This is a genomic window from Oryzibacillus soli, from assembly GCF_051594765.1.
GTDB lineage: Bacteria > Bacillota > Bacilli > Paenibacillales > NBRC-103111 > Paenibacillus_AR.
Genome location: NZ_JBPPGJ010000013.1, coordinates 16,384 through 41,185 on the forward strand (window position 1 = coordinate 16,384; position 24,802 = coordinate 41,185).

At 55.9% G+C, this 24,802-nt stretch carries 22 protein-coding genes; 5 read left to right on the forward strand and 17 right to left on the reverse strand.

Annotated elements, in window-relative coordinates; all coding sequences use genetic code 11:
* Nucleotides 1-108 precede the first annotated feature (108 nt).
* The 6 genes from ytvI to ACSEXW_RS17995 form a co-directional block, all read right to left on the reverse strand.
* Complete coding sequence (ytvI, locus tag ACSEXW_RS17970) at nucleotides 109-1,161, reverse strand: sporulation integral membrane protein YtvI (RefSeq protein ID WP_438447550.1); 1,053 nt, start codon at nucleotides 1,159-1,161, stop codon at nucleotides 109-111.
* 16 nt (nucleotides 1,162-1,177) lie between these two features.
* Nucleotides 1,178-2,497, reverse strand: coding sequence for a hemolysin family protein (locus ACSEXW_RS17975; protein ID WP_438447551.1), 1,320 nt, complete (start codon nucleotides 2,495-2,497; stop codon nucleotides 1,178-1,180).
* Between the two features lie 43 nt (nucleotides 2,498-2,540).
* On the reverse strand, nucleotides 2,541-3,668 hold the full coding sequence (gene yfkAB, locus ACSEXW_RS17980; protein WP_438447552.1) for a radical SAM/CxCxxxxC motif protein YfkAB: 1,128 nt from the start codon (nucleotides 3,666-3,668) through the stop codon (nucleotides 2,541-2,543).
* A 138-nt stretch (nucleotides 3,669-3,806) separates the two neighbouring features.
* Complete coding sequence (locus ACSEXW_RS17985) at nucleotides 3,807-4,910, reverse strand: HD-GYP domain-containing protein (protein WP_438447553.1); 1,104 nt, start codon at nucleotides 4,908-4,910, stop codon at nucleotides 3,807-3,809.
* A gap of 144 nt (nucleotides 4,911-5,054) precedes the next feature.
* Nucleotides 5,055-5,858, reverse strand: a complete 804-nt coding sequence (locus ACSEXW_RS17990; protein ID WP_438447554.1) for an undecaprenyl-diphosphate phosphatase — start codon at nucleotides 5,856-5,858, stop codon at nucleotides 5,055-5,057.
* Between the two features lie 90 nt (nucleotides 5,859-5,948).
* On the reverse strand, nucleotides 5,949-7,382 hold the full coding sequence (locus ACSEXW_RS17995) for a bifunctional metallophosphatase/5'-nucleotidase (RefSeq protein ID WP_438447555.1): 1,434 nt from the start codon (nucleotides 7,380-7,382) through the stop codon (nucleotides 5,949-5,951).
* 101 nt (nucleotides 7,383-7,483) lie between these two features.
* Here ACSEXW_RS17995 and ACSEXW_RS18000 point away from each other — a divergent pair, with 101 nt between their 5' ends.
* The 3 genes from ACSEXW_RS18000 to ACSEXW_RS18010 all read left to right on the forward strand — a co-directional run bounded on the left by ACSEXW_RS18000 (nucleotide 7,484) and on the right by ACSEXW_RS18010 (nucleotide 10,445).
* The gene (locus ACSEXW_RS18000; RefSeq protein ID WP_438447556.1) at nucleotides 7,484-8,239 is read left to right on the forward strand and encodes a molybdenum cofactor biosynthesis protein; all 756 of its coding nucleotides are present in this window, start codon (nucleotides 7,484-7,486) and stop codon (nucleotides 8,237-8,239) included.
* Nucleotides 8,236-9,288 carry a ThiF family adenylyltransferase gene (locus ACSEXW_RS18005; RefSeq protein WP_438447557.1) on the forward strand — a complete coding sequence of 351 codons (1,053 nt, stop codon included), beginning with the start codon at nucleotides 8,236-8,238 and terminating at the stop codon, nucleotides 9,286-9,288. Before ACSEXW_RS18000 ends, ACSEXW_RS18005 begins: the two co-directional genes overlap by 4 nt.
* Nucleotides 9,289-9,404: 116 nt before the next feature.
* A complete protein-coding gene (locus ACSEXW_RS18010; RefSeq protein ID WP_438447558.1) occupies nucleotides 9,405-10,445 on the forward strand; it encodes an HD-GYP domain-containing protein in 1,041 nt (346 codons plus the stop codon).
* Between the two features lie 64 nt (nucleotides 10,446-10,509).
* On the opposite strand, the gene ACSEXW_RS18015 is transcribed toward ACSEXW_RS18010, so the two are convergent.
* From ACSEXW_RS18015 to ACSEXW_RS18060, 10 genes are all read right to left on the reverse strand, one after another.
* A complete protein-coding gene (locus ACSEXW_RS18015) occupies nucleotides 10,510-11,607 on the reverse strand; it encodes a C40 family peptidase (protein ID WP_438447559.1) in 1,098 nt (365 codons plus the stop codon).
* 136 nt (nucleotides 11,608-11,743) lie between these two features.
* Nucleotides 11,744-13,525 carry a methyl-accepting chemotaxis protein gene (locus tag ACSEXW_RS18020; protein WP_438447560.1) on the reverse strand — a complete coding sequence of 594 codons (1,782 nt, stop codon included), beginning with the start codon at nucleotides 13,523-13,525 and terminating at the stop codon, nucleotides 11,744-11,746.
* 223 nt (nucleotides 13,526-13,748) lie between these two features.
* Nucleotides 13,749-14,648 (reverse strand): GNAT family N-acetyltransferase, encoded by a 900-nt coding sequence (locus ACSEXW_RS18025; RefSeq protein WP_438447561.1) that lies wholly within the window; start codon nucleotides 14,646-14,648, stop codon nucleotides 13,749-13,751.
* A gap of 93 nt (nucleotides 14,649-14,741) precedes the next feature.
* A complete protein-coding gene (locus tag ACSEXW_RS18030; protein ID WP_438447562.1) occupies nucleotides 14,742-16,625 on the reverse strand; it encodes a rhamnogalacturonan lyase in 1,884 nt (627 codons plus the stop codon).
* A 292-nt stretch (nucleotides 16,626-16,917) separates the two neighbouring features.
* The gene (sufB, locus tag ACSEXW_RS18035; protein WP_438447692.1) at nucleotides 16,918-18,303 is read right to left on the reverse strand and encodes a Fe-S cluster assembly protein SufB; all 1,386 of its coding nucleotides are present in this window, start codon (nucleotides 18,301-18,303) and stop codon (nucleotides 16,918-16,920) included.
* 24 nt (nucleotides 18,304-18,327) lie between these two features.
* Nucleotides 18,328-18,747, reverse strand: a complete 420-nt coding sequence (sufU, locus tag ACSEXW_RS18040) for a Fe-S cluster assembly sulfur transfer protein SufU (RefSeq protein WP_438447563.1) — start codon at nucleotides 18,745-18,747, stop codon at nucleotides 18,328-18,330.
* Nucleotides 18,734-19,960, reverse strand: a complete 1,227-nt coding sequence (locus ACSEXW_RS18045) for a cysteine desulfurase (protein WP_438447564.1) — start codon at nucleotides 19,958-19,960, stop codon at nucleotides 18,734-18,736. The genes sufU and ACSEXW_RS18045 overlap by 14 nt, the downstream gene beginning before the upstream one ends.
* Nucleotides 19,957-21,261 carry a Fe-S cluster assembly protein SufD gene (gene sufD / locus ACSEXW_RS18050; RefSeq protein ID WP_438447565.1) on the reverse strand — a complete coding sequence of 435 codons (1,305 nt, stop codon included), beginning with the start codon at nucleotides 21,259-21,261 and terminating at the stop codon, nucleotides 19,957-19,959. The genes ACSEXW_RS18045 and sufD overlap by 4 nt, the downstream gene beginning before the upstream one ends.
* Nucleotides 21,262-21,285: 24 nt before the next feature.
* Nucleotides 21,286-22,074 carry a Fe-S cluster assembly ATPase SufC gene (gene sufC / locus ACSEXW_RS18055; RefSeq protein ID WP_438447566.1) on the reverse strand — a complete coding sequence of 263 codons (789 nt, stop codon included), beginning with the start codon at nucleotides 22,072-22,074 and terminating at the stop codon, nucleotides 21,286-21,288.
* Between the two features lie 329 nt (nucleotides 22,075-22,403).
* Nucleotides 22,404-22,994 (reverse strand): DUF1802 family protein, encoded by a 591-nt coding sequence (locus ACSEXW_RS18060; RefSeq protein ID WP_438447567.1) that lies wholly within the window; start codon nucleotides 22,992-22,994, stop codon nucleotides 22,404-22,406.
* Nucleotides 22,995-23,170: 176 nt separating this feature from the next.
* Between ACSEXW_RS18060 and ACSEXW_RS18065 the strand changes: the two genes are divergently transcribed.
* A complete protein-coding gene (locus tag ACSEXW_RS18065; protein ID WP_438447568.1) occupies nucleotides 23,171-23,344 on the forward strand; it encodes an asparagine synthase in 174 nt (57 codons plus the stop codon).
* A 209-nt stretch (nucleotides 23,345-23,553) separates the two neighbouring features.
* The gene (locus ACSEXW_RS18070) at nucleotides 23,554-23,745 is read left to right on the forward strand and encodes a hypothetical protein (protein WP_438447569.1); all 192 of its coding nucleotides are present in this window, start codon (nucleotides 23,554-23,556) and stop codon (nucleotides 23,743-23,745) included.
* A gap of 50 nt (nucleotides 23,746-23,795) precedes the next feature.
* Here ACSEXW_RS18070 and ACSEXW_RS18075 read toward each other — a convergent pair whose 3' ends face one another.
* Entirely contained in the window at nucleotides 23,796-24,794 is a 999-nt protein-coding gene (locus ACSEXW_RS18075; protein WP_438447570.1) for a glycoside hydrolase family 130 protein, read from the reverse strand.
* Nucleotides 24,795-24,802: the final 8 nt, after the last annotated feature.

Below are 24,802 nucleotides of genomic sequence, written 5' to 3' on the forward strand. Positions count from 1 at the left end.
TTATATTTTCTATCACATTAGCGCTTTCCTTCACTACCGAACCGCACCACAGCATGAAAAAACCGGCCGTCTGCATTACGCAAACGGCCGGCAGTAACCCTAGAGGATCTATTCCAGCTTGATCTTGATATGGAACAAACCGACTTTCCGCATGGCGGTATAGATGATCACGACAATAGGTCCCAGCATCAATCCCACCACACCGACCAGCTTAAAGCCGACATACAGGCTGATCAAGGCGGGAAGGGCTCCGATGCCTACCGCATCCCCCAGCACCTTGGGCTCCACGGTTCTGCGCACCACGGTGATGACGATGAACATGACGATGAGTCCGATCCCCAAATACGTATTGCCGGTTACGAGACTGAACACCGCCCATGGCATGAGAGCCGACCCGACCCCTACGATGGGCAGCAGGTCGACGATGACGACCAGGAGCGCCACGGCCAACGGATAATTAACCCCCAGGATAAGAAATCCGATCAGCGACATGACGTAGACGATCACGCAGAGGATGAATTGGCTCTGGATGAAGCCGAAGATGGCTTGGCGCAGATCATCCAGGACGGAAGATACTTTGGTCCTGGACTTCTCCTCGAAGAACGCCAGGAAATTGTCCCGCAAATTCGGCATCCCCATGGACAGCAAGAACAGTGCAACCAAGAAAACGATAAACCAGATGAACATATTCGGAAGGGCCCGTGCCACTCCGAGCAGATTGCTGGAAACAGCCCCCAAGATGCCGCTCAAGGAATCCGTCAAGGACGATACACCGTTGGTCGTCCACTCCTTCAGCTGATCCGCCAGATCCGCGGGCATATCGTCATAGAACCCGTTCGTCCGGCCCTCGGCCATATCCTTCACGTAGCCGTTGACCTCTTGCAGATAGCCAGGCGCCTTCTTGGTGAAGTCCACCACCTCCGAGAACACCTTGGCTCCCAAGAGATAGAAGAAGAACAGCAGCAGCAGCGTAAACACGGTGCACACGGTGACCGAGGCCGCTACCCGGTTCAGCTTGAGAGGCAGCCGCATGATCAGCTTGACCAGCGGTTCGAGGAAGATGGCGAACACCATCGCCAACAGAAAAGGCGACCCGACCGTAAACACGCCGTACAACAGGAACAGCCCCAGGGCAATTCCCACAATGGTTCTGAAATTCATCCGTTACCTCCGACCTTTATTCGGGTTGCTCCCTGTAAATCTGGACGCGGAGAATCCGGTACCGCTCCGCCTCCGTCACTTCAAACACCAGTCCATTCCAATGGATGCGCTGCCCGACCGCCGGCATGCCTTCCGTCTTCTTCAAGAGCCATCCTCCGATGGAGTCCACTTCCTCGTCCTCCAGATCAACGGACAGCATATCGCTGAGCTCTTCGAGCAGCACCCTGCCGTCCACCGAGATTCCCCGGTCAATGCTCTCGATCATGGGACGCTCGTCCACGTCGAACTCATCATGGATTTCGCCTACGATCTCCTCCAGGATGTCCTCCGCAGTCAACAGGCCGGCCGTTCCGCCGTACTCGTCGATCACGACGGCAATCTGGGAATGCCGCTTCTGCATCAGCTTCAGCACGCGGGACAGCTCCATGGACTCCGGCACCGTCAAGATCGGCCGCATGAAGTCCTCCAGCACATGAACCTCCTCCGGGTCTGCGGTCAGAAGGTCCGTAATATGGACGAAGCCGATGATCCGGTCCTTGTCCTCCACGGCTACCGGGTAGCGGGTGTGCTTCGTTTCGAAGACCAGCTTCATGTTGTCCTGGAAGGGCAGGTCTGCGAACAACACGTCCATGTCCGTCCGCGGCAGCATGATCTCCCGGGCCACCCGGTCCGAGAATTCGAAGATATTATCGAACAGGACCATCTCGTCCTTATCGATATGACCGCTCTCCACGCTTTGGTTCATCAATATGCGGATCTCTTCCTCCGTATGCGCCTCCTGCTCCGCTACCGACCGGATGCCGAAGAGACGCAGCAAACGGTTGGCCGCCCCGTTCAGAAGCCAGATCGCCGGCATGAACAGCTTGTAGAACATCATAAGGGGCAGGGAGAGCCAGATAGAGGTCGCCTCCGACTTCATGATGGCCAAGGATTTGGGCGCCAGCTCCCCAAGTACGATGTGCAGGAAGGTGATGACGGCGAATGCCAGGGCGAAGCTAATCGTATGGGTGACGGCAGCTCCCGGCTCCATGCCGAACGCTTCGAGCAGAGGCTCGATGATCAGCTTGGAGATCGCCGGCTCTCCGACCCAGCCCAGACCGAGCGACGCCAGGGTAATGCCGAGCTGCGTGGCGGACAGATAGGCATCCAGCTTCCGGGTGACCCGAAGAGCATGCCTGGCCTGCTTGTTTCCTTGCTCCGCCAGCTCCTGAAGCCGCGTAGCCCGGACACGGACGAGAGCGAACTCCGCAGCCACGAAGAAGCCGTTCAGCAGCACCAAAAACAGGACCAAGATCAAGTTCCAAAAAATCGAGCCCCATTCCAAATGTATGTTCACCGGCTGCTCTACTCCTTTTTTGGATGAAAACCATTCCTGTCCATTATACAATAGCCGAGCGCTTTGTAAAATCGACGTCCCGGTAGTACGTATGGGCCACCAGCAGATTCGGGCCGCAGCACGCCGCCTGGGGGCAATGGCAGCCGACGCTTTGGGCCAACGGATGCTCCAGCCACCGCCCGAACACCTCGTCCAGCCGATCGGTTCCGATATTGCCCAAAGCCGGGAAATCGGCGAAGTCCGTCACATAGATATCTCCGTTAAACAGATTCACATTCAGCCGGTTCCTGCCGTCCGGATCGTTGCGCACCGTCACGTTAGGCTCCCTGCGCAGACGTTCCACCAGTCTCCGGTCCTCCTCCGTCATGCTGCATGCGAAGAAGGGCAGTGTCCCGAACAGCATCCAGACCCCAGGATCCCGGGTGTCCAGAAGACCGTGGATGGCCGACCGCAGCTGATCCAGCGTGATCAGGGGCAGATCCTTCGCGAATGCGCTGGGATACATGGGGTGGACCTCGTGCCGCTTGCAGCCCATCTCAACGATCATCCGGTGGATCTCCGGGAGATGCTCCCACGTCCTGTAATTGATCATGGATTCCGCCGAGACGAAGAGACCCCCGTCCGCAAGCGCACGCGCATTTTCCACCATCCGTTCGAAGAGCTTGGCGGAGGCTTCCGCACCGACCGGACGAGCGGCTTTGGCGAAGCCTACTTGATGGAAATCGCCGGCATCCCGGTAATTGTAGGAGATATGAAGGACATCGAGATAGGGAGCCAGCTCCTCGTAGCGTTCCAGATCCAGTGTAATATTGGAATTAAGCTGAGTGCGGACGCCCCGTTCCTTGGCATACCGCAAGAGGGGAAGGATGGTCCGGCGCACCGTATCCAAGCGGAAGGTCGGCTCCCCGCCCGTAATGCTGATGGTTTCCAGATGCTCCACCTCATCGAGCCTACGGAGCATAGGCGCCAAGGGCATCAGCTCCCCTTCGGACATCGCAAGGGCATCTCCGACGGCGCAGTGCTCACACCGCATATTGCACAGGTGGGTGACGGTCATCTCCACACTGGTCAGAACGTGCTTGCCGTACTGGGTTAGAGACCGGATCGGATCCCATGGATCGTGCCGGGGGCTCAGCGGCGTCAACGGCCGGTTGCGAATCATTTCGTTCATGCTTTCTCTCCCGTTCTCTAAGTTTCTCTGTAGGGTCCGGGGATCCCGGACGGTTCTCTGTGTTTCATTGTATCGAATCCCGCGGCAAAATGGAATGATTCCAACCTTGGATACGAATCAAACAAAAAACGAACCGGCTCACGCCGATTCGTGCTTGAACTGATTGACGGAATGAATCATGACATGGAGCTTCTTGGACAGGTCCACCTCGTAGGGAACCTCCAGGTCATTGCCGGTCTCGTCGGTCAGGATCCGGACCACCGGACGGTGCGGCACATTGGCATTCAGGTCTACAATGACGCCGGATTCGCCGGAATCCAGGGTAACCGTTATCCCAAGGGGATAAATGGCGATCTTGTCCCGGAACCGCTCCACCTTGCGGGTCTCGAACTTGGTGCCGGCCTCAGTATACAGGATCTCCATCACCTGATGTGGCAGCATAGCTGTCCGGTATACCCGATGCGTCGTCATGGCGTCATACGCATCTACCAGCCCGATCCAGCGTGCGTATTCGTGAATTTCCTCCCCCTTGATGCCGCGGGGATAACCGCTTCCGTCCAGCCGTTCGTGATGCTGCAGGGCACAATGGGCCGACAGCAGCGGAATGTTGGGCTCATCCTTCAGAAGCTGGAAGCCCAGCATGGCGTGTCTCTTGATCTCGGTGAATTCCTCATCCGTCAGCCTACCGGGCTTCTTGAGCGCCTGCAGGTCCACTTTGGTCTTGCCGATATCATGGAGAAGCGCTCCGAGCCCGATGGTCGTCAGCTCCTCCCGGTTATAGCCCTCGGAGATGCCGAGCAGCGTCGAATAGATGCAGACGTTCATGGAATGCTGGAACAGGTAATGGTCGGTGATCTGCATGGAGGTCAGCATGATCATGGCGTCCTTGTTCCGGCTCAGATCGTCGATCATCAGATTCAGAATATTCTTGAAGTCCTTGCTGATGTTCCCTGCGTTGACCGCCATCTTCTTGCCCGAATCGTCCATCATCTTGCTGAAGTGGGATCGGATCACCTTGGTGGCCGCCAAGCGGGTCTCGTCGCTCAAGAGCTCCGGAATGACGATGTCATCTGTTCTGGGGTCATCTATGTAGAGGAAATCGATACCGTGATGCTGCAGCCGCCGGAGCATCATGCCCGTCAGTTCCACATGTTCCGAAAGGAGAACCAGCCCTTCTTCATTATAGAGTTTTTTTCCCAGCCGCATTCCGGGCTTGCACATGCTGATCGGCATCAGTCTCATAAGGATTCCCCGCGTCTTTCTACTTTAGATTCATTCTCCCAATACTCAATAATGTAAACCAAGACCAGCAAAAGAGCAAATAAAAAACCGCATCTTCCGACGCGGTTCTTCCTTATTCCCGTAGAGTCATAGGTCTTCCCGGGACTATTGCAGGACGACGAAGTAGACAAAGACGACGGCTGCAAGCACGAACCTGTAGTAGGAGAATACCGTCAGCTTCAGCCGGCCCACCAGCTTGATGAAGGTGGCTACGGCCGCAAGTGCCACAATGAAGGATACCACGAAGCCTACGGCGAAGAACAGGATATCGTCGGAGGACATAGCGTCCATCTTCAGCAGCTCATAACCGGTGACGACCGTCATGATCGGGATGGCCATGAGGAAAGTGAAATCGGCGGCAGCGGCACGGCTGGTGCCAGCAAGCATCCCTCCGGCGATGGTGGAGCCCGAACGCGAGAAGCCTGGCCACAAGGACAGAATCTGGGTCAACCCGATGTAGAAGGCTTGGCCGTAAGTGATCTCGTCCATGGTCTCAGCCGTTACCTTCGGCTGCCATCTCTCGGCTACCATCATGAGAATGCCGCCTACGATCAGGCTGATGATGACCGTCTCGGGCATAAAGAGCATCTTGACGTAATCTTTGAAGATATAGCCCAACCCCAGTGCGGGAACGATGCCGATGGCGATATGGATCAGATTCAACCGGGGTCCGCCCGCCAGCTTGGCCTCCCGGCTCTGGATTCCGAACAGCCGGAGCACTCTCTTCCAATAAAGCACGACGACCGCAAGAATGGCTCCCAGCTGGATGATCACCTCGAAGCTGTCCGCTTTGGCACCGGTGAAATCCATGGCATGGCCTGCGATAATCATGTGTCCGGTCGAGGAAACCGGCAAAAACTCCGTTAAGCCTTCAATAATTCCGATAATAATCGCAATCCATAGACTCATGTGGTTCCTCCCATTATTATGGAGAACGGCAGGCCGTCCATCCTTTCTATCTATCCTATTCTATAATGCCGGGCAGCATGATACAACCGCCTACGTGGAGAATCTTGGGACCTGGCACTCTTCCAGCGCTTGCCTGTCGTTTAACTCCCGTTCCAGGATATCCCTTAGGAATTCAGGCAGCCAGTAGCGGGGATCCCGTCCCTCCTTCAAGCTCAGATACCCGGTCCCGAAGGTGAACATATCCGCCGTCCCTACCAAGTATTCCTGTTGCGGATCGACCGGTACGCCTCCAGCGGATGCCGATGTGATTCTGGCCCCTGCCGGAAGGCTGGGGTCCCAGCGGATCTCCATTCCGTCCACGCATAGCCCCCCCAGATACTTGCCCCGAAACCCGTTGCCATAGACCGTCATCTTCACGAAGTCGTCCTGCAGGGACTGCTCCAAGGCGCTTAGAAGAGCATAGCCCGGCAGCCGGATCAAGCAGGGGTTGATGGGTGAAGGACACAGCTCCAGCAGGGTTCCCTTGGTCACGGTGCCCGCACGCAGGCTCTGGAGCAGCTGCCCCGAGTTGATCAGGCCGATCTGAGCACCCGTCCACTTCCGGAGACCAGCCGCAAGCAGATTGCCGAAGGGAGAATCCCGCTCCCAATCGACAGGCAGCTCCGAGGTCAGCACCGCAGCCGGACGGTTCATCGCTTCTTGACTCTCCCCGGTGATACTCCCGATCAAGTGCCGAAGGGCTTCCGAAGCAGGCGCTTCATCCGTCCGATGCAGACGCCCCTCCGCGTGGGAGAACCGCTTGGTAACGGGATCCACACTGAGCACGGCTTCCCCCACATACTTGCCCAGCAAGCCGCAGCCGAACAAGTACGTGTTTCCCACTCTTAACGGAGCCTCCAGCACGTGGTGGGTATGACCTCCGAGAATCACGTCGATTCCCGCGATTTCCCCGGCAATCCGCTGGTCCGCCGATAATCCCAAGTGCGAGAGCAGCACGACGATATCCGACTGTTCCCGGATCGCCTCCACCTGACAGCGGACGGCCTCCATCGGCTCCTCCACCATCCAGCCCAACAGCCGGTAAAAGATGGGGTATCGGGCCGTAGCGCCGATAAAGCCGATCCGGATTCCTTCCCGCTCCACGATCCGGTGGGGTTCCATCCATGCAGGCGGACGGCCGGTCGAGGCATCCTTCAGGTTGGCGCAGACGACGCCGAAGGGCAGCGGACGTCCGTAGAGCTCATCCACCCGATGCTTGGGCAGGGTGAGCCCTTCGTTGTTCCCTAGCGTCACCACATCGTAGCCGGCGGCTTCCAGGACGCGGATATGGGCTTCCCCGCCCGTTCCTTCGGTCAGGAGGCTCATGCGGTCCAGATGATCGCCGCAATCTGCGGTGAGTATAGGGGTTCCCCTCCATTCGGCCCGGATCCGGTCCATAGCACCCGCAACATGGGGCATTTCACGGAAGGCGCTGTGAATATCACTGGTATGGATCAAGACGACCTTGCGGGATGCGCCGGACATGGCTTCCCCTCCCCTCACGTTCCCACGTGCGCGTATTGGCTACAATCATGATATAGTTTATAGTTAAAGTACCGGATCATGCAAACGTTAGGAGGATGGACATGAAGGTAACCATACGTGTATTCGCAGGGCTTGCCGATAAGCTGGGCGGCTCCGCCGTAGAGTTGGACACAGACGCAGAGACCCTCACGGCAGGCGAATTGAAGATGCTGCTCTCCGAGCGTTACCCCGAAGCGGCGGGGACCATCCGCATCTCATTCGTGGCCAAGAACCAGGCCTACGCCAAGCCGGAAGAGCTTATCCGGGAAGGTGATGAGCTGGCGCTCATCCCCCCCGTATCCGGAGGCAGCGGCCTCACTTCCCAGGAGCAGACGGACCGCATGCCGGATGCCCCCATATTGTACGAGCTTACGCGTGACGTGATCGACGCGGGTGCCGTATCCGCCAAGGTCGCCGATCCGAACCACGGTGCGGCGCTTGCTTTTATCGGCACCACTAGGGAATTCACCCAGGGACAGCGGACGCTGACGCTGGATTATGACGCCTATGAGCCTATGGCTCTGGCTACGATGGCTCAGATCGGGGATGAGATCGGCCTGAAGTGGCCCGGCACCCGTTGCGCCATCACCCACCGACTGGGACGGGTCGCCGTCGGTGAGACCAGCGTCGTCATCGCCGTTTCCTCGCCGCACCGGGCGGAATGCTACGAAGCCAGCCGGTATGCCATCGAGCGTCTCAAGCAGGTGGTTCCTATCTGGAAGAAGGAGCTGTGGGAGGACGGGTCCGAATGGAAGGGACACCAGCTTGGTCCCTGGGACCCCACCGCACCTGCTGCCGAGGGAGGCATCCCCGGATGACGGAATCCATGTTTCCCCCCGTCCCTTCCCGCTATTCCCGTCAGCTTCTGTTCGCTCCCATCGGGGAAGAAGGCCAGCGGAGGCTGATGAATGCCCGAGTGGCCATTGTCGGAATGGGCGCTCTGGGGACCGTGCTCGCCAACCACATGGTCCGCGCCGGGGTGGGTTACGTCCGGATCATCGACCGGGACTTCGTCGAAGAGAGCAATCTCCAGCGCCAGATGCTGTATGTGGAGGCCGATGCGGCGGAGTCCAAGCCCAAAGCCGCAGCCGCAGCGGAGCGTCTCGGACGGATCAACTCGCTGGTGCGGATCGAGGCTCATGTGGCGGATCTGAATCCGTCCAACGCGGAGGAGCTGCTCACCGGTGTGGATCTGGTCCTGGACGGCAGCGATAATTTCTCCGTCCGCTTCCTTGTGAACGATGTCTGCGTGAAGCATCGAATCCCTTGGATCTACGGAGGCGCCGTAAGCTCCCGGGGCGTCGTCATGCCCATCCTGCCCGGCGAGACTCCCTGTCTCCGCTGCATGTTCGGCAATGTGCCCGAGCAGGGTACCGCCGAAACGTGCGATACGGCCGGAGTTATCGGCCCCATCATCCATATCGTAGCTTCTTATCAAGCCACCGAAGCCCTGAAGCTTTTGACCGGCAGCCTGGACAAGGTAAACCGCAGCATGCAGCACATGGATCTCTGGAACAATCATTACGGCTCCGTCGACATATCCGGCGGAAGACAAGCGGATTGCCCCTGCTGCAGCAGTGGCCGCTACGAGTTCCTGACCTCCGAGCTGGAGGGGGAGTCCATCCAGTCTCTATGCGGACGCAATTCGGTCCAGATCGTCCCGGTCCGTTCCCGCAAGCTGGATCTGACGGAGTGGGAGACCACCTTCCGGAAGCTGGGCCCTACCGAACGCAATCCATTCCTGCTCAAGTTCCAGCCGTCGCCCGACCTGACCTTGGTGCTGTTTCCCGATGGACGGGCCATGATCCAAGGGACCTCGGACCTTACCGCCGCCAAAACGCTGTACAGCAAATATGTCGGAATGTGACGATTTATAGGGGGTGTAACCGGTTTCGTTATTGCCAATCCTCATATTCGCTGGTACTATGGAATTACCTGATCTGTAAGGTTTATACAGGCTTCGTTCCCTAGGAGGATTTCCCCATGAGAGTACACGTGATGGATTTACAGCCCGGAGATCAGCTAACCAAGGATATATTCAACGCATACGGACTGCACGTGCTTTCATCCGAGACAGTCCTTGATGGGGAGTCCATCTCCAAGCTGTTCTGCCATAATATTGATTATGTAGACATCATAAGGCCTGATAAGAGCACTGCAAGGGAAGAATCCAAGAGGACCCATTCCTTGGTCGCCATGTCCTACGAAGCCGGCTTAGCGGGGGTCAACGCTATCTTTAGCCAAGCCTTCTCGGAGGGCAAGATCGACCCCAAGATCGTAGACACCAGCTTCGAGCCGCTGGCGGACAACTTCCGCAAGGAGAACAACCTGGTGTCCCTGATGCTCTCGCTGGACAACGGAGATGAATATACGTACCAGCACAGCCTGCAGGTCGGCATGTTCGCTTATTATATCTCCAAGTGGCTGGGCCATTCGGAGGAATCCGCCCTGCTCGCCGGTAAGGCCGGTTTCCTGCACGACATCGGCAAGAGCAAGATCGATCCGGAGATTCTGCAGAAGCCGGCCAAGCTTACGGAGCAGGAATTCGAGATCATCAAGCAGCACACCGTCTACGGCAAGGAAATTCTCGAGCAGACGTATGATTCCCAATCTCCTATCGTGTTGGGCGCGCTCGAGCATCATGAACGGTATGACGGCAGCGGATACCCTCACAACGTGCGTTCCGACAAGATCCATCCCGTGTCGAAGATCCTGGCCGTAGCCGATATCTACAGCGCGATGATCAGCTCCCGAATCTATCAGAAGGAGAAGGACATGCTTTTCGTTCTTCGCGAGCTGCACCGAATCAGCTTCGGCGAGATCGATCCTCATATCACGCAGGTATTCATCCGGCATATGGTTCCCAATTTCGAAGGCAAGAGCGTCATCCTGAATACCGGGGAGCAAGGCGTCATCCTATTGACGAACCCGACGGATTTCTTCAACCCCCTCATACAGGTGGAGAACCATTTCGTGGACCTGTCCAAACGGCCGGATCTGCATATTCATAAGATCGTGAACTAATGCCAAAACCTTCAAGAGTGAGCTTAGAGCTCCTCTTGAAGGTTTTGTTGTTGTGAACGAAGGATTAATATACGATCCGCTTGGCAAACAGGAAGGTTTCCTTCCAGTACGCTTTGTTCAGACTGATGATCTGGACGCCGTCCTTCGGGAGCGGAGAAGCATTGATCATCTTCATGTCCCCGATATAGATCCCCACGTGGCCGACGGTCTTATTGGACTTGAACCGGCCCGGCACATAGAAGTAGACCAGATCGCCCCGCCGCAGGCTGGTCCGGCTGACCGTATTGCCCAGCTTCGCTTGAGCCCGGGCGGTACGCGGCAGGGTGACGCCGTATTTGCCGAACAGATATTGGGTGTAGGAGGAGCAGTCAAATTTGCCGGATTGCGGATAAGGGGATGCGCCGAAATCATATTTGACACCCAGATAGGTTTTGGCCCGTGCAATAAGAGACGGAATGTTGATGTTCTTGAGAGCTGCTGCCGTTACGGCTCCGTCCGCGTCGATGGCCATGGAGGAAGGTGCTTCGTTGGTAGTAGCGTCCTTGAAAGGATCATCCGGATCCTCGCCGAAATTCAACGCATCTCCCTGGCTTAAGGGGCCATCCTCGTCCACCTTTAAGTGAACCGGGTTGGGCTGTGCGTGAAAGACCAGCTGATCCCCCTGCCGGGTGAAGCTGACCTCTTCCGACAGCAGATCGGATATGGCGCTCACCGGCAAATACGGAATGCCATCCACCGGAATGGCGGCATGAGACAAGTTGAACTTCTCCTCTTCCTTCCGGGCTTCAGTCGTGTTCATCTTAATCTCATAAGCGGCATCATGGTTCCCGAATTTCAGCAGGCTCTGATTGGCATCCCATACGTTGCGGAACCCGATGATCTCCAACAGCTTGGTCGCCTGGACGTAGTCCGTGCCGCTGATATGGCGGATCGGTACGCTCCCGTCCGATTCCACTTGCAGGGGAACGGCACCTCCTCCGGCGATGGACGTCGTACCCCCTTGGGGCTGAGACTGGGACTGTGCTTGAGCCGATGCCCCCGGGCTGGGGGACGCTCCTTGACCTTGACCGGATTTGTTCCCTTGGTCGGTGCACGCGGCGGACAGGGTCAAGGTCATGGCCATAACGGCCGCCATAGTCGGACGTAACGCTTTTGGCTTCATGGTCGGATCTCCTCTATTCATCTGAATTAGACACTGTCTTTAGAATCAGATAACGAAGGCTCCTTTATGAATGGAAAAAAAAAGCTCCCGATTGCCTCGGAAGCGAAAAATAAGCTTGTATATCGGTACGATCCGGTTACCCGATACGGAATTGTCCCACAGCGTGCTGAAGATCCTCCGCCAGCTGTGCCATGGAGCGCGCATTCCCGCTCATCTCGTCCAATGTGGCATGCTGCTCCTCATTGGCTGCCGCGGATTCCTGGCTTAAGGCAACCCCATTCTGCGCGGAATCCGTAACCAGCTTCATGGAACGGGTCACCGTTCCGCTCTCCTGAGCGATCACCAGAATGGAAGAAGCAACCTCCTCCATATCCGTAGAGAGCTCCTCGGCCAAGGCGTGGATGGATTCAAAGGATTGGTCCAGCTTGTTGTCTCCGACGACCTTCTCGAGAAGGCTCCGCCCCTCCCGGCTGAACACAACGGCATTTCGGACATCCTCCTGAATGGTCTCGATGAGTGAAGCGATTTCCGCGGTCTGGTGGCGGGATTGCTCGGCCAGCTTCTTCACTTCGCCTGCCACGACGCCGAATCCCCGTCCGGCTTCCCCGGCACGGGCCGCTTCGATGGAGGCATTCAGCGAGAGCAGATTGGTCTGGGTGGCAATATCCGAGATCATCTGGATGATACTCTGAATCTGTTCCGAACGGGCCGCCAATTTCTCCATCTGCGCGCTGGTCTGCTGTGTAGTTTCCCCCATCATCCCCAGCGCCCTTCGGGCCAGCATCAGCTGTGTCTGGCCGTTCTCCGTCATTTCATTGGTCCGGGAGGCCAGCTTGGCTGCCTTCGCGCTCTGATTCACGATGCTCGTAATGCTTCGGTCCATATTCAGGATGGAGGCATTGGTTTCTTGAACCCCGGACATCTGCAGCTCCAGTCCTTCGGCCAGACTCTGGGTAGATTGGGAGATCTGTTCGCCGGCCATCTTAGACTGCTCCGCATTAGCCATGAGCTGCTCCGAGCTGGCTGATAAGGTCAGCGCACTCTCCTGAATCAGCGCAATCATATTCCGTATTCCATCAATCATGCCATTGAAGGAGCGGGTCAGTCGTCCGATCTCATCCTTTGACCCATAGCTTCCTTGAACCGTCAGGTCTCCCCGCTCGGCCTGGGCCATCAACCGTTCCATATCCCGGAGGGGGCTGCATACCGAACGGTACAAGCCATAGCCCGTTACGGCCAGCAGGAGAACGGAGGCGACCGCAACCAGGATGAGCACCGCCCGTTCATGGTCCACTTCTTCATCATTTATCTGATCCGTCTGTTCTATACTATTCAGATGATTCTGCTTGATAGCCTGGGAGATTTCCTCCAGCTTGGCCTGAAGGGGCAGCACCTGACTTTTATAGACCTCCACGATTTTTCCGGCTCCTAGTGCAGGGGAAGCGGCGCTGGTCCCTGCCTCGGATACGGAAGCGAAGATGGCCCGCTGCTTCTGGTAGTTCTCTTTGAATTCATCCAGCAGCCGCTTGTTCGTTTCCTCATGATTGGCTGCTTCTTCGTACCGTTTCACCATCTCATCATTGCTCGCGATGATCTTCTGGGCTTCCGTCACAATTTCTTTGCGCCGGTTGTCATTGGCAAGCGTGATATATTCCAAGAGCAGACTATTTGTTTTCACTAGATTCCGTTCCACTTCTGTCATCCGGGTCAGCGGCTCTATCTCCTTCGAGAAGGCTGAATCCCAACGTTCGTCGGCTTGGACCAGATCTTGATAGTGCAGGGTCATGGCTATTCCGATAATCACCAGCGATAACAAGACCAGTACGGCAATTTTGGCGCCGACCGGTCTGTCTTTCCATAGGGAAAAGCCCCACTCTCTTGTGCTGCCTAGCTTCTGAAACCAATTTGTTTTTGACATCGATGTCACCTCAAGGTTATGTAGAAATTGGTCGTCATTACGAGAGAATTGTAACATTTTGTCGATGACGATATCAAGAAAATATATTTTATCGCTTTTCATATCATTTCTTTGCAGAGAAAATATATTTTCATGATCTCAACACAAAAGGCCCCCTAAGAATAGGGAGCCTTAGCCACCGCCTTCCGCGGAGGCTTTGTATCTATTTCAGAGAGCCATGTTCTCAAATCTTCGGGGCCTGATAATAATTCATCACGGACATTTCCTGAAAGCCGCAGGCGGTGTAAAGATGGAGGGCGTTGGCGTTTTTGCATTCCACATCCAGCTCGGCCTCGGGAATATTCCGCTCCCGGATCAAGAGCAGTGCTTCCTTCAGTGCCGCCTTGCCCAAGCCCTGTCCCCTCTGATCCGGAACAATGCCAAAACCGCTGATAAAGGCGGTTGAATCGGCATAAGTGATCTTGATCCGGCCGACGTCCATCCCGTCCCGCTCTACCAGATAGGTGACCCTATTGCGTTTTTCCTCCTCCTCCGGAAGAACATCCACCTCCCCATTTCCGCCGAAAATAGCCACATCCAGCCGTTCCAGACTCGATATATCCTCGTTGCTGGCCTTCCTCAGGGCTACCAGCTCTGAACGCTCCTCCGTACTATGCTCACGCAGCCGCATGCGGTATTCCGAAAAATCATATGTTCCGCTTACCGAACGGATAAAGCCTTGACCAGATTCGGATTTTCCGTCGGACAAAAGCAGGATTTTATCGAAGCTCCGTCTTCTGCATTCCTCCACAGCCAATCCACAGAGCCTGGTGAAAATCCCCTTCCTCCGGTAATCCGGATGGGTCATACCGTTGAGCTCCGCCGCATTGCCGCCTCCGAAGCTGGCAATGCCCAGATAGGATACCAATTCTCCATCCGCATAATACAGAAATTCGTTCAGCTCTGTGATACCGGGCACGGCCGATTTGGGGCGGTGAAGCCGGTAATCCGTCTCCAGCTTCAGGTTGGTGCCGTCGTGGGCGTGGCAAATGGCCTCCAGCCGGTTAATCTCAGCATATTGTGTGTGGGTGATATATTGCTTAATCACGATACTGTCGTTGCGGAGCGCTTCGTTTCCAGTCATGCGCATTCTCCTTTCCCTTGCCCGATAAGCATAGTATGACAAAAGAGAGAAGAACAGAGGCGACTTCCGTTTTAATTAAAGTTGCCGCGGTCTTTAGGGCACGGTGTAAATATTCGGCTGGGTTACGGCGCCCATGCCGTCTCCCAGGTAGAAGCCGGTATGCGGCGGCTGGTTATAGGCAACATTTTGCCAAGCCACACCCAAACGGTAGATGGGATCATGCATCAGCGTATATATTTTTTGGGTGGTCACCGCCGTTGTGGTGTAAACCCGCAAAGCGCTGCTGTCGGCAGTCCGCCAGATAGCTTCCTCTCTCCAGTCCCCTAGGAGGTCAGCCTGCAGGGAGGGGTTGCCCTTGGTACCGTTATTGGAGCTGGTGCCGGTGGCCGTCAGCAGGTTGCCGGTGGTTTTGGAGGTGTAGTTCCACTTGTCGATTTTACCCACATTGGAGCTGTGATCCAGCAGCTCGCGGAGCAGATCACCGTCCCACCATATCCCGAAGTTAATGGAGGAAGGAATCGTCGAACTGATCAGCGTGCCTGTAGCCGAGCGCAGGCCTACCCCGTTGGAGGCCCAGACCTCCTCTCCCTTGTAAGTGGGATCGATATCGGCGGACATGCCGCGTCCCGTATCTGCACTGGTTTTGACGCCCCACAGAACCGTTCCGGTCTTAGCATCGAACATATACGCACCATAAGCGGCGGAGGTGTTTTCATTGACCTTGAACACCTCGAGGCCTGCTCGGTCCGGGTTCAGGTCCCCCATGTGCATGGCATCTCCGTGACCCATGGCCGTGTTGTACAGCTTGGCCCCGTTGTCATCGATCGTCAAGGCGCCGTAAACAATCTCGTCCTTGCTGTCCCCGTCCACGTCGCCTACGCTGAGATTGTGGTTGCCTTGACCGGCGGTGCCGGAGTTGGTAGAACTGTTGCTATCGAAGGTCCACTTGCGGGTCAGAGTATTGTTCCGCCAGTCATACGACACCACTACAGAGCGGGTATAATAGCCCCGGGCCATAACAATGCTGGGACGGACACCGTCCAGATAGGCGACGCAGGCCAAGAAGCGGTCCACCCGGTTGCCGTAATTATCACCCCAGTCGGAAACATTGCCCCGGGCGGGGAGGTAGTCCACGGTGGTGAGCGCTTTGCCGTTGGTGCCGGAGAACACCGTCAGGAATTCCGGCCCGCTCAGAACATAACCACTGGAATTGCGGTAATCCGCGGAGGCGTTACCAATGACCACACCCGTACCGTCCTTGGTGCCGTCCGCCGTTTTGCAGACAACTTCAGCCTTGCCGTCCCCGTCAAAATCATAAACCAGGAACTGAGTGTAGTGGGCTCCTGCCCGGATATTCCTGCCCAGGTCGATACGCCACAGGCGGGTGCCGTCCATTTCGTACGCGTCCAGATAGACATTGCCCGTATAACCGGACTGGGAATTGTCCTTGGAGTTGGAGGGGTCCCACTTGAGGATGATTTCATAATCTCCGTCTCCATCCAGGTCGCCTACGCTGGCGTCATTGGCGTTGTAGGTGTAGGCCACACCGTCCGGGGTGGTGCCGCCTGCCGGCTTCTGAAGCGGGATATCCAGATAATTGTTGGCCCAGACCGTAGCGGTAGGTGAAGCGACCTGCTCGGTGCCGTTGACCACTGCCTTCACATAATAGGTGGAGGAAGCGGCGCCGCCAGAATCCTGGTAATTGGTGCTGTTGGTGATGGGCGTGGAGTTCAGCTTGGTTCCGTTACGGTATACGTTAAAGCTTGTGCTCAAGGACTCCGTTCCCAGGAGACGCCAGCTGAGAAAAACACCGTTGCTTGTTTTAACGGCAACCAGTCCCCGGTTCAGCTTTTCCATCTGTCGGGCGCTCGCGGCCGATACCGGCTGGGGGGCGGGACTTAGTCCCAGGGGGATCAGCAGGGCGGCGGCAAGCAGAAAACAGGCTGCTTTTTGGGGCTTCAACCATTGGCGCAACATCATCATTATTCCTCCTTTGATTTGAGAAGTAAGCGATTACATAAATTGCTGTTCGAATCTTGGCCTACTTGACCTCCTTTCTATGGAATAATGGGAATATATGGCTTTTCTTGGTGTATAACCCTAGTATAGGTAAATGCAAAAAGGATGCACTCCAAAAAACAGATACGATTGTTCAATAATCAGGGAACTTGTCCATTTTTAGGCAAAAAAAACCTCCCCTTTGAAAATGGTTGGGTTGTTGCACCCCCATTTTACCAAGGAGAGGTTACTTTTTTATGAGACGAGGCTATTATCCGATACTGCCTTCCATCTCGAACTTGATGAGACGGTTCATCTCGACGGCATATTCCATCGGCAGCTCCTTCGTGAAGGGCTCAATGAAGCCCATGACGATCATCTGGGTGGCCTCGGCTTCGGAGAGGCCGCGGCTCATCAGATAGAAGAGCTGGTCTTCGGATACCTTGGATACGGTGGCTTCGTGCTCCAAGGTGATGTTGTCGTTCAGAATCTCATTGTACGGAATCGTATCCGAGGTGGATTGCTTATCCATGATCAAGGTGTCGCACTTGATGTTAGCCTTAGAGCCTTGGGAATTGCGTCCGAAGGAGGCAAGACCGCGGTAGGTCACCTTGCCGCCATGCTTGGAGATGGACTTGGATACGATGGTGGAGGTCGTCTCAGGAGCCAGGTGAATCATCTTCGCACCTGCATCCTGATGCTGTCCTTTGCCTGCGACGGCGATGGACAAGACGCTGCCTTTCGCGCCGCGGCCCTTCAGCACAACAGCCGGGTATTTCATGGTCAGCTTGGAGCCGATGTTGCCGTCCACCCATTCCATGGTGGCATTCTCTTCGGCAACGGCACGCTTGGTAACCAGATTGTAGATGTTTGGTGCCCAGTTCTGGATGGTGGTATAACGGACGCGGGAGTCCTTCAGGCAGATGATCTCCACGACGGCGCTGTGCAGGGAGTTGGTGCTGTAAACTGGTGCGGTACAGCCCTCAACGTAGTGCACGAAGCTGCCTTCGTCGGCGATAATCAGCGTACGCTCGAATTGGCCCATATTCTCGGAGTTGATCCGGAAGTAAGCCTGCAGCGGAATTTCACACTTGACGCCCGGAGGCACGTAGATGAAGCTGCCGCCGGACCATACGGCACTGTTCAGCGCGGCGAACTTGTTGTCGGCCGCCGGAATGACGGTGCCGAAGAACTTCTTGAAGATCTCGGGATGCTCACGGAGTGCCGTATCGGTATCGGTGAAGATGACCCCCTGCTCCTCCAGATCCTTCTGCATGCTGTGATAGACAACCTCGGATTCATACTGGGCGGATACGCCGGCCAGGAACTTCTGCTCAGCCTCCGGAATCCCCAGCTTGTCGAAGGTTTCCTTGATCTCGGACGGTACCTCTTCCCAGGTTTTGCCCTGGTTCTCGGTCGGCTTCACGTAATATTGGATATCGTTGAAGTCCAGGTCGTCCAGATCGCCGCCCCAACGGGGAAGCGGCATCTTATTGAAGAGCTCGAGGGATTTCAAGCGGAATTCCAGCATCCACTCCGGTTCATTTTTCATACGGGAGATCTCTGTGACGATTTCCTTGGTCAGGCCTTTGCCGGACTGGAACACTGCCTTGTGCTCGTCCCGAAAGCCATATTTATACTCTTCCATTTCAGGCATTTGCTTGGCCACTATGATTCCCTCCTATCGGGTTTGTTCGATCCCCTTGCGCAGCGCGTTCCAGGCCAGGGTGGCGCATTTGATACGGGCCGGGAACTTCTTCACGCCGGTCAGGGCCTCGATATCTTCGTATTCGAATTCAACATCCTCGCCCTTCATCATGGAGGAGAAATTCTCCGCCATCTTCAAGGCGTCATCTAGTGTTTTGCCCTTTACGGCCTCCGTCATCATGGATGCGGAGGACATGCTGATGGAGCAGCCTTCTCCCACGAAGCGGGATTCCTGCACGATGCCGTTCTCCACCTTCATCTGAAGAGAGATGCGGTCCCCGCAGGTCGGATTGTGCAGATCCACGGTCACGCCGCCATCTTCGAATCGGCCTTTATTCCGGGGGTTCTTATAGTGATCCATAATCACTCTGCGGTATAGGTCATCCAATTGCATGGCTGAAATACTCCTTTGTCCGCTTGAGCGCATCCGTCAGGCGGTCGATGTCTTGCTCCGTGTTGTAGAGGTAGAAGCTGGCTCTTGCCGTGGCCGATGCCTTCAGCCAACGCATGAGAGGCTGGCAGCAATGATGGCCGGCCCGCACTGCAACCCCTTCGGCATCCAATACGGTCGCGACATCGTGGGGATGAACGTCACCCAGATTAAAGGTAATGAGTCCGGGACGCTTGCCCTTCGGGCCGTAGATGACGAGATCCGGGATCTCGGACAGACGGTCCATGGCGTAGGCTGCAAGCTTCTCTTCGTGGTGATGGATGTTCTCCAAGCCGATGTCCTGCAGAAAATCAATGGCGGCGCCCAGTCCTACCGCACCGGCGATAATGGGCGTCCCACCCTCGAATCGCCAGGGCAAATCTTTCCAGGTGGATTCGTACAGATCCACGAAGTCGATCATTTCCCCGCCGTATTCGATAGGCTCCATATTCTCCAGCAGCTCTTTCTTGCCGTACAGTGCACCAATGCCCGTAGGGGCACACATCTTGTGACCGGACAACGCATAGAAGTCGCAATCCAGATCCTGTACATCCACCTTCATATGTGGCGTACTCTGGGCCCCGTCCACCACCATCTTGGCTCCATGACGGTGGGCGGTGGCTGCGATTTCCTTCACCGGGTTCACAACTCCCAAGACATTGGAGACATACACCACTGACACGATCTTCGTCTTGTCGGTAATGGTATTCTCCACGTCCGTCAGGCTTATGCTGCCGTCCGGTTGAAGCGGAATATACTTCAGGGTGGCGCCGGTGGCTTTGGCGGCCTGCTGCCACGGGATCAGGTTGCTGTGATGCTCCATGGGGGTAATGACGATCTCATCGCCCTCCCGGCAAACGCTGCGCGCGTAGCTTGATGCAACCAGGTTCAGAGCGGTCGTCGTTCCTCTGGTGAAGATGATCTCTTCGGTATGTCTCGCATGGAGAAACCGCTGCACTTTTTCCCGGGCGCCTTCGTAGGCGTCGGTGGCTCTGGAACCTAAGGTATGCACACCGCGGTGAACATTTGCATTATCCCGCTCATAATATTGCTTTATGGCTTCAATAACCTGTACGGGCTTCTGTGAAGTGGCCGCGCTGTCCAGGTACACGAGGGGATGCCCGTTCACTTCCTGATGTAAGATGGGAAAAAGCTTGCGGATCTCCAAGGCGTTCATTGCTCCAGCTTCCTTTCAACCAGCGCTTGCAGCTGGTCCTCGATTTTGGCAATCGGAATTTCGGATACCACCGGTGCCAGGAATCCGTAGATGATGAGCCGTTGGGCGATTTCCTTCGAGATGCCGCGGGACATCAGGTAATAGACCTGCTCCGGGTTCACTTGGCCGACGCTGGCGGCATGGCCGGCTTTGACGTCGTCTTCGTCGATCAAAAGAATCGGGTTGGCATCGCCCCGGGACTTCGGCGACAGCATGAGGACCTTCTCGGTCTGCTGGCCGTTGGCGCCGGTTGCGCCCTTCTCGATCTTGGTAATGCCGTTGATGATGGCGGTGGAGCCGTCTCTCATAACAGCCCGGGTAATCATGTCGCTGGAGGACATCTTGCCGAAGTGTACGGCACGGGTAGTCAGGTTCAGCTTCTGCTCTCCGGTGCCGACGCAGATGACCTTCGAATCGGAAGAGGAACCGTTCCCCTTCAGTAGAGAGGTCGTGTCGGATACGGCGTTGCCATAATTCATCTCACCGACGGTCCATTCGACGCGGGCATCGTTCTCGATGATCGCGCGGCGGTAGGCGATGTCGGTCATCTGGGTGTTCAGGTTATGAACAGAGGCGATCTGGACCTTGGAGCCTTGCTTCGCGAAGACCTCCACAACGCCGCTTACGACCCGTTCTCCGGTCTCGCCTAGGGACAATACGTTCTCCACGTAGGTTACGGAGCTGTTCGCTTCGGCCACGATAAGCACATGGGGAGCGCAGGAGGCGTCGGCGCCTTCGGTCAGGAACAAGGCTTGCACAGGAAGCTCCACTTGAACGTTCTTCGGCACATAGAGGAATACGCCGCCGTTCCAAACGGCACTGTGCAGAGCGGTCAGACGGTTCTCCCCCTGCTCCACGGCTTTCATGAAGTAAGGCTTCACCAGGTCCGCGTGTTCGCGTACAGCGCGCTCCAGCTCCATGAAGATTACGCCCTGGGCAGAGGCCGCTTCGGACAGGCTGCTGTAGATGGCACCGGAATTGCGCTGGATCAGGAGGCTGTTGCTGAAGTTCTCACCGAACAGCCCTTTGGCCTCCTCCGGCAAATCCGTTACGGCCGCAATGGCCGCCGATTTATGATAAGAGCCGTAATGGCTCAGATTCCAACGGTCGAGCTTGGTCTTCTCCAAGGCCGGGAGCTCCAGCGATTCCGCCAGCTCCAAGCCCTTCAATCTCAGCTCCGCCATCCATTCGGGTTCTTGGTTGCGCTTGGATAAGTCGGCAACGGACCCCCGGTCAACGGGAAGAACGGTTTGTGCACTCATTTCCTTCTCCTCCTCGTGAACGGTTTAGACCTCTGCCCCGACGGTTTCGTCAACAATGCCCAGCTCTTCCTTGACCCAATCGTAGCCCTCGGCTTCCAGACGCTCTGCAAGCTCGGTGCCGCCGGACTTCACGATGCGGCCTTGCATCATGACGTGGACGAAGTCAGGCTGGATGTAATTCAAGAGACGCTGATAGTGGGTGATGACCAGGAAGCCGCGGTCCGGGCTTCTCATGGCATTACAGCCGTTGGCTACGATGCGCAGGGCATCGATGTCCAGACCGGAGTCGATCTCGTCAAGGATGACGATCTTCGGCTCCAGCAGCATCATCTGCAGAATCTCGTTCCGCTTCTTCTCGCCGCCGGAGAAGCCTTCGTTCAAGTAGCGGTGGGCGAACTCGGTATTCATCTCGAGCTCCTTCATCTTGCCTTCCATCTGGCGGATGAACTTGATCAGGGAGATCTCATTGCCTTCGCCGCGGCGGGCATTGATGGCGCTCCGCAAGAAGTCGGCGTTGGTGACGCCGGTGATCTCGCTCGGATACTGCATAGCCAGGAACAGACCGGCCAGAGCGCGCTCGTCTACGCCCATCTCCAGCACGTCTTGTCCGTTAAGGGTTACGGTACCTGCCGTGACTTCATATTTAGGATGGCCCATCAGTGCGGAAGCCAGGGTGCTCTTGCCTGTACCATTGGGTCCCATGATAGCATGGACTTCGCCGCCTTTGATTTCCAGGTTCAAGCCTTTCAAGATTTCCTTGCCTTCGACATTGGCTCTCAAGCCGTTTATCGTGAATACAGGCGAATTCGACATGGTTCATTTCCCTCCGGGTTTATGGTTATTTTTCTTATTTGGAATTAATCTTGTTGATTATCAGTGATTCTCAATGGAATAATTTTATTATAACTTACAAAATCAAATCAAGAAAGGGCAAGCGGCAAATTTTTTATACTTTTTCGTTTGTAAAGTTTATTACAATGTAATGAAACGAATTATCATCACAATTTAGACACATTCTCCAATTTCATGCAGCGATTGATGCTGGAAATCCACCTTCAACCGTCTGGCATTCGCCTTCAACCGCGGAAAAAATCCCGGCCGGGCTACGGCTTATGCCAGCCGCACCCTCCCGGGAATCCGGTTCATCCAGCTTTGATTTTGCCTAAGGCTTCCTTCACAGCTTGAACCTTCTCGGCGAACGCCTCATCGCTAAGCACCGGCTTGCGGCCGACCTCCGGAAGCGGCGCGGCGATCTCGACCCAAGACTTGCAGCCCAGGTATTCCGGCTCGATCTTGATCTCCACAGGCTTCTCCAGCTCGTACACTCTCAGCAGCAGCACATGCAGCGGATTCTTCTTCTTCCATTTCAGGCGTTCTTCGGCAAACTGGTCGGTCCAGATGTGGAGCTCCCCCAGCTTGTTCAGCTCCTCCTGGTCGAACACTTCGATATCCTCCGCCACTTCTGCATAGGTGGTGAGAACGACAGTCGTGTCCTCGGGCGTCCAACCGACCATGGTCCGGTGGATCTCCTCTTTATAACCGTCCTTCATCAGATCCTTCTTCTGATGCTCATAGGTCGGATACAGGTAGAAATGATGGCTCTCCACCTGAAAATCCCGGGTTTCCTCCACAATGCCGCCCTTGCGCATGATGAGAATCTGCTTTCCTTCCCGCAGCGCATTCACCGCCACGGCCCATTCCTTAAGCGCGATCGGTTTCCCGTTTGCAGCCATTTTGATTCACTCCCTTTGATTTATCCATGGATCAGATCTCGTCCTGAAGCGTTATTTTTAGCCATTATATAAAAGAAGCGGAATTGAAAGCAAACGTTCCAGCCGTATAAGGTTCACCCTAAAATACAACCCTAATGATTGTTCCATACCCCATCACTTCAAAGGAGAGATCATTCATGCGCGAAGGTTTGATTCCTACTGTACTCGGTACTGCTGTAACGGCAACTGGCGCTGCGTTCCGCGGCAAATATCCGATGGCCTCCACAGCGGTCATGGGCTTTGGTCTGGCTCATGTGGTGCTTGGTGCCATTGACCTGGTCGAGCATCGGAACCAGCCTTGGTTCAGATAACCGTATCGCCCTTATAACCGTCAAGCAGGCATGCATCGGGAGCCCGGAATGTCCGGGACTCTCCGTTACATATGGATTTAATATTAATTTATAATTATTTCAATTAATTTTCAAGTGAAACGAGCAATCTCCCTTCACCGCTTGACGCTTCCGCCGGAATCCGCCATGATACTTGGAAGATGGCACTTCTATTGGAAGGCGGTGGATCCATGAGAACGGAACAACAGGTGAAACGCAAGCTGAACGAGCTGGCGGTCCAGCGCAAGCAGCTGGCGGACAGGTTGATATCTCTGGGCGGACAGAACGATGCATCCCTTCAGTCTCAGCTGGAGCAGCTCGACGCCATGGTCACGATGCTGGAGTGGGTGCTTCACGAGCCGACCGGGAGCTATCATGTGTAAAAGAAAGAACCCGCTTTAGAGCCATAAGGCTCTTGAAGCGGGTTCTGTACTTATTTCCCTTCCAAGCAAAGCTTCAGGAGATCGTCCACATGAGCGGTTGCGAGACACTCAACGGTGTCGGCTCCGCCGTAATAGATTTTCACTTCTCCGTCGTCCTCCAGAATCATGCCGCCGGGGAAGATGACGTCGTTGCGAAAGCCCTCTCTCTCATAGACCGTTTCCGGTGCGATCAGCGGCTCCCTGGACATGCCGATGACCTTCTGAGGATTCTCCAGGTCCAGCAGCGCGATGCCGGCGGTATAGCGTTTTTTCCAGGTGGCTTCCCAGCCGTTCTTTCCGCGGTTCGGGTCGATGTCGACGGCATGGAAGGTGGTCAGCCAGCCCTTCTCCGTCTTGATGGGAGGCGCAGCCGGACCGATCTTGTCGTTGGCGAAGGGCACATGCTCCACGCCCATCACCAGCTCCGTCTCGCCCCAATACTTCAGATCCGGGGAGTTGGAGATCCACATGTCGAAGCGGTCGACACCCCCGCGGCCATATACGGGGAACGGACGCTCCAGGCGGACGTACTTGCCGCCGATCTTCTCCGGGAACAGCACCATGTTGCGGTTGTCGGGAGCGGACATGGAGAGGACGTCGAACTTCTCGAAATCGTCGGTCACGGCGATGCCGCCGCGCACGCCATGGCGCGTGTCCACCGCAAAGCACATATAGATACGTCCGTCCATGACCGTCAATCGGGGATCGTATACGCGGACGATCTCATCGGTGAGCAGCTTCCAGCAGGGCTTATCTTGCACCTTCCAATGGATGCCGTCCTTGCTGTAGGCCAGTCCCAAATCGGTGGTATGGGAGGGCTCCAGAGTCTGATTTTCTACAGAGCCGTGGTCGTTGCGGAAAACCATGACGTACTGCCCCTGGTACTTCGTTACGCCGGCATTAAAGGTCAGCGCGGTGGGATAAGGCACCTGGGAGGCGGTCAGAATGGGATTGGCCGGATGGCGCTTGATGACGGAGCTGGAACGCAGTTCACCTATCATTTGAGTCATTATGGGTC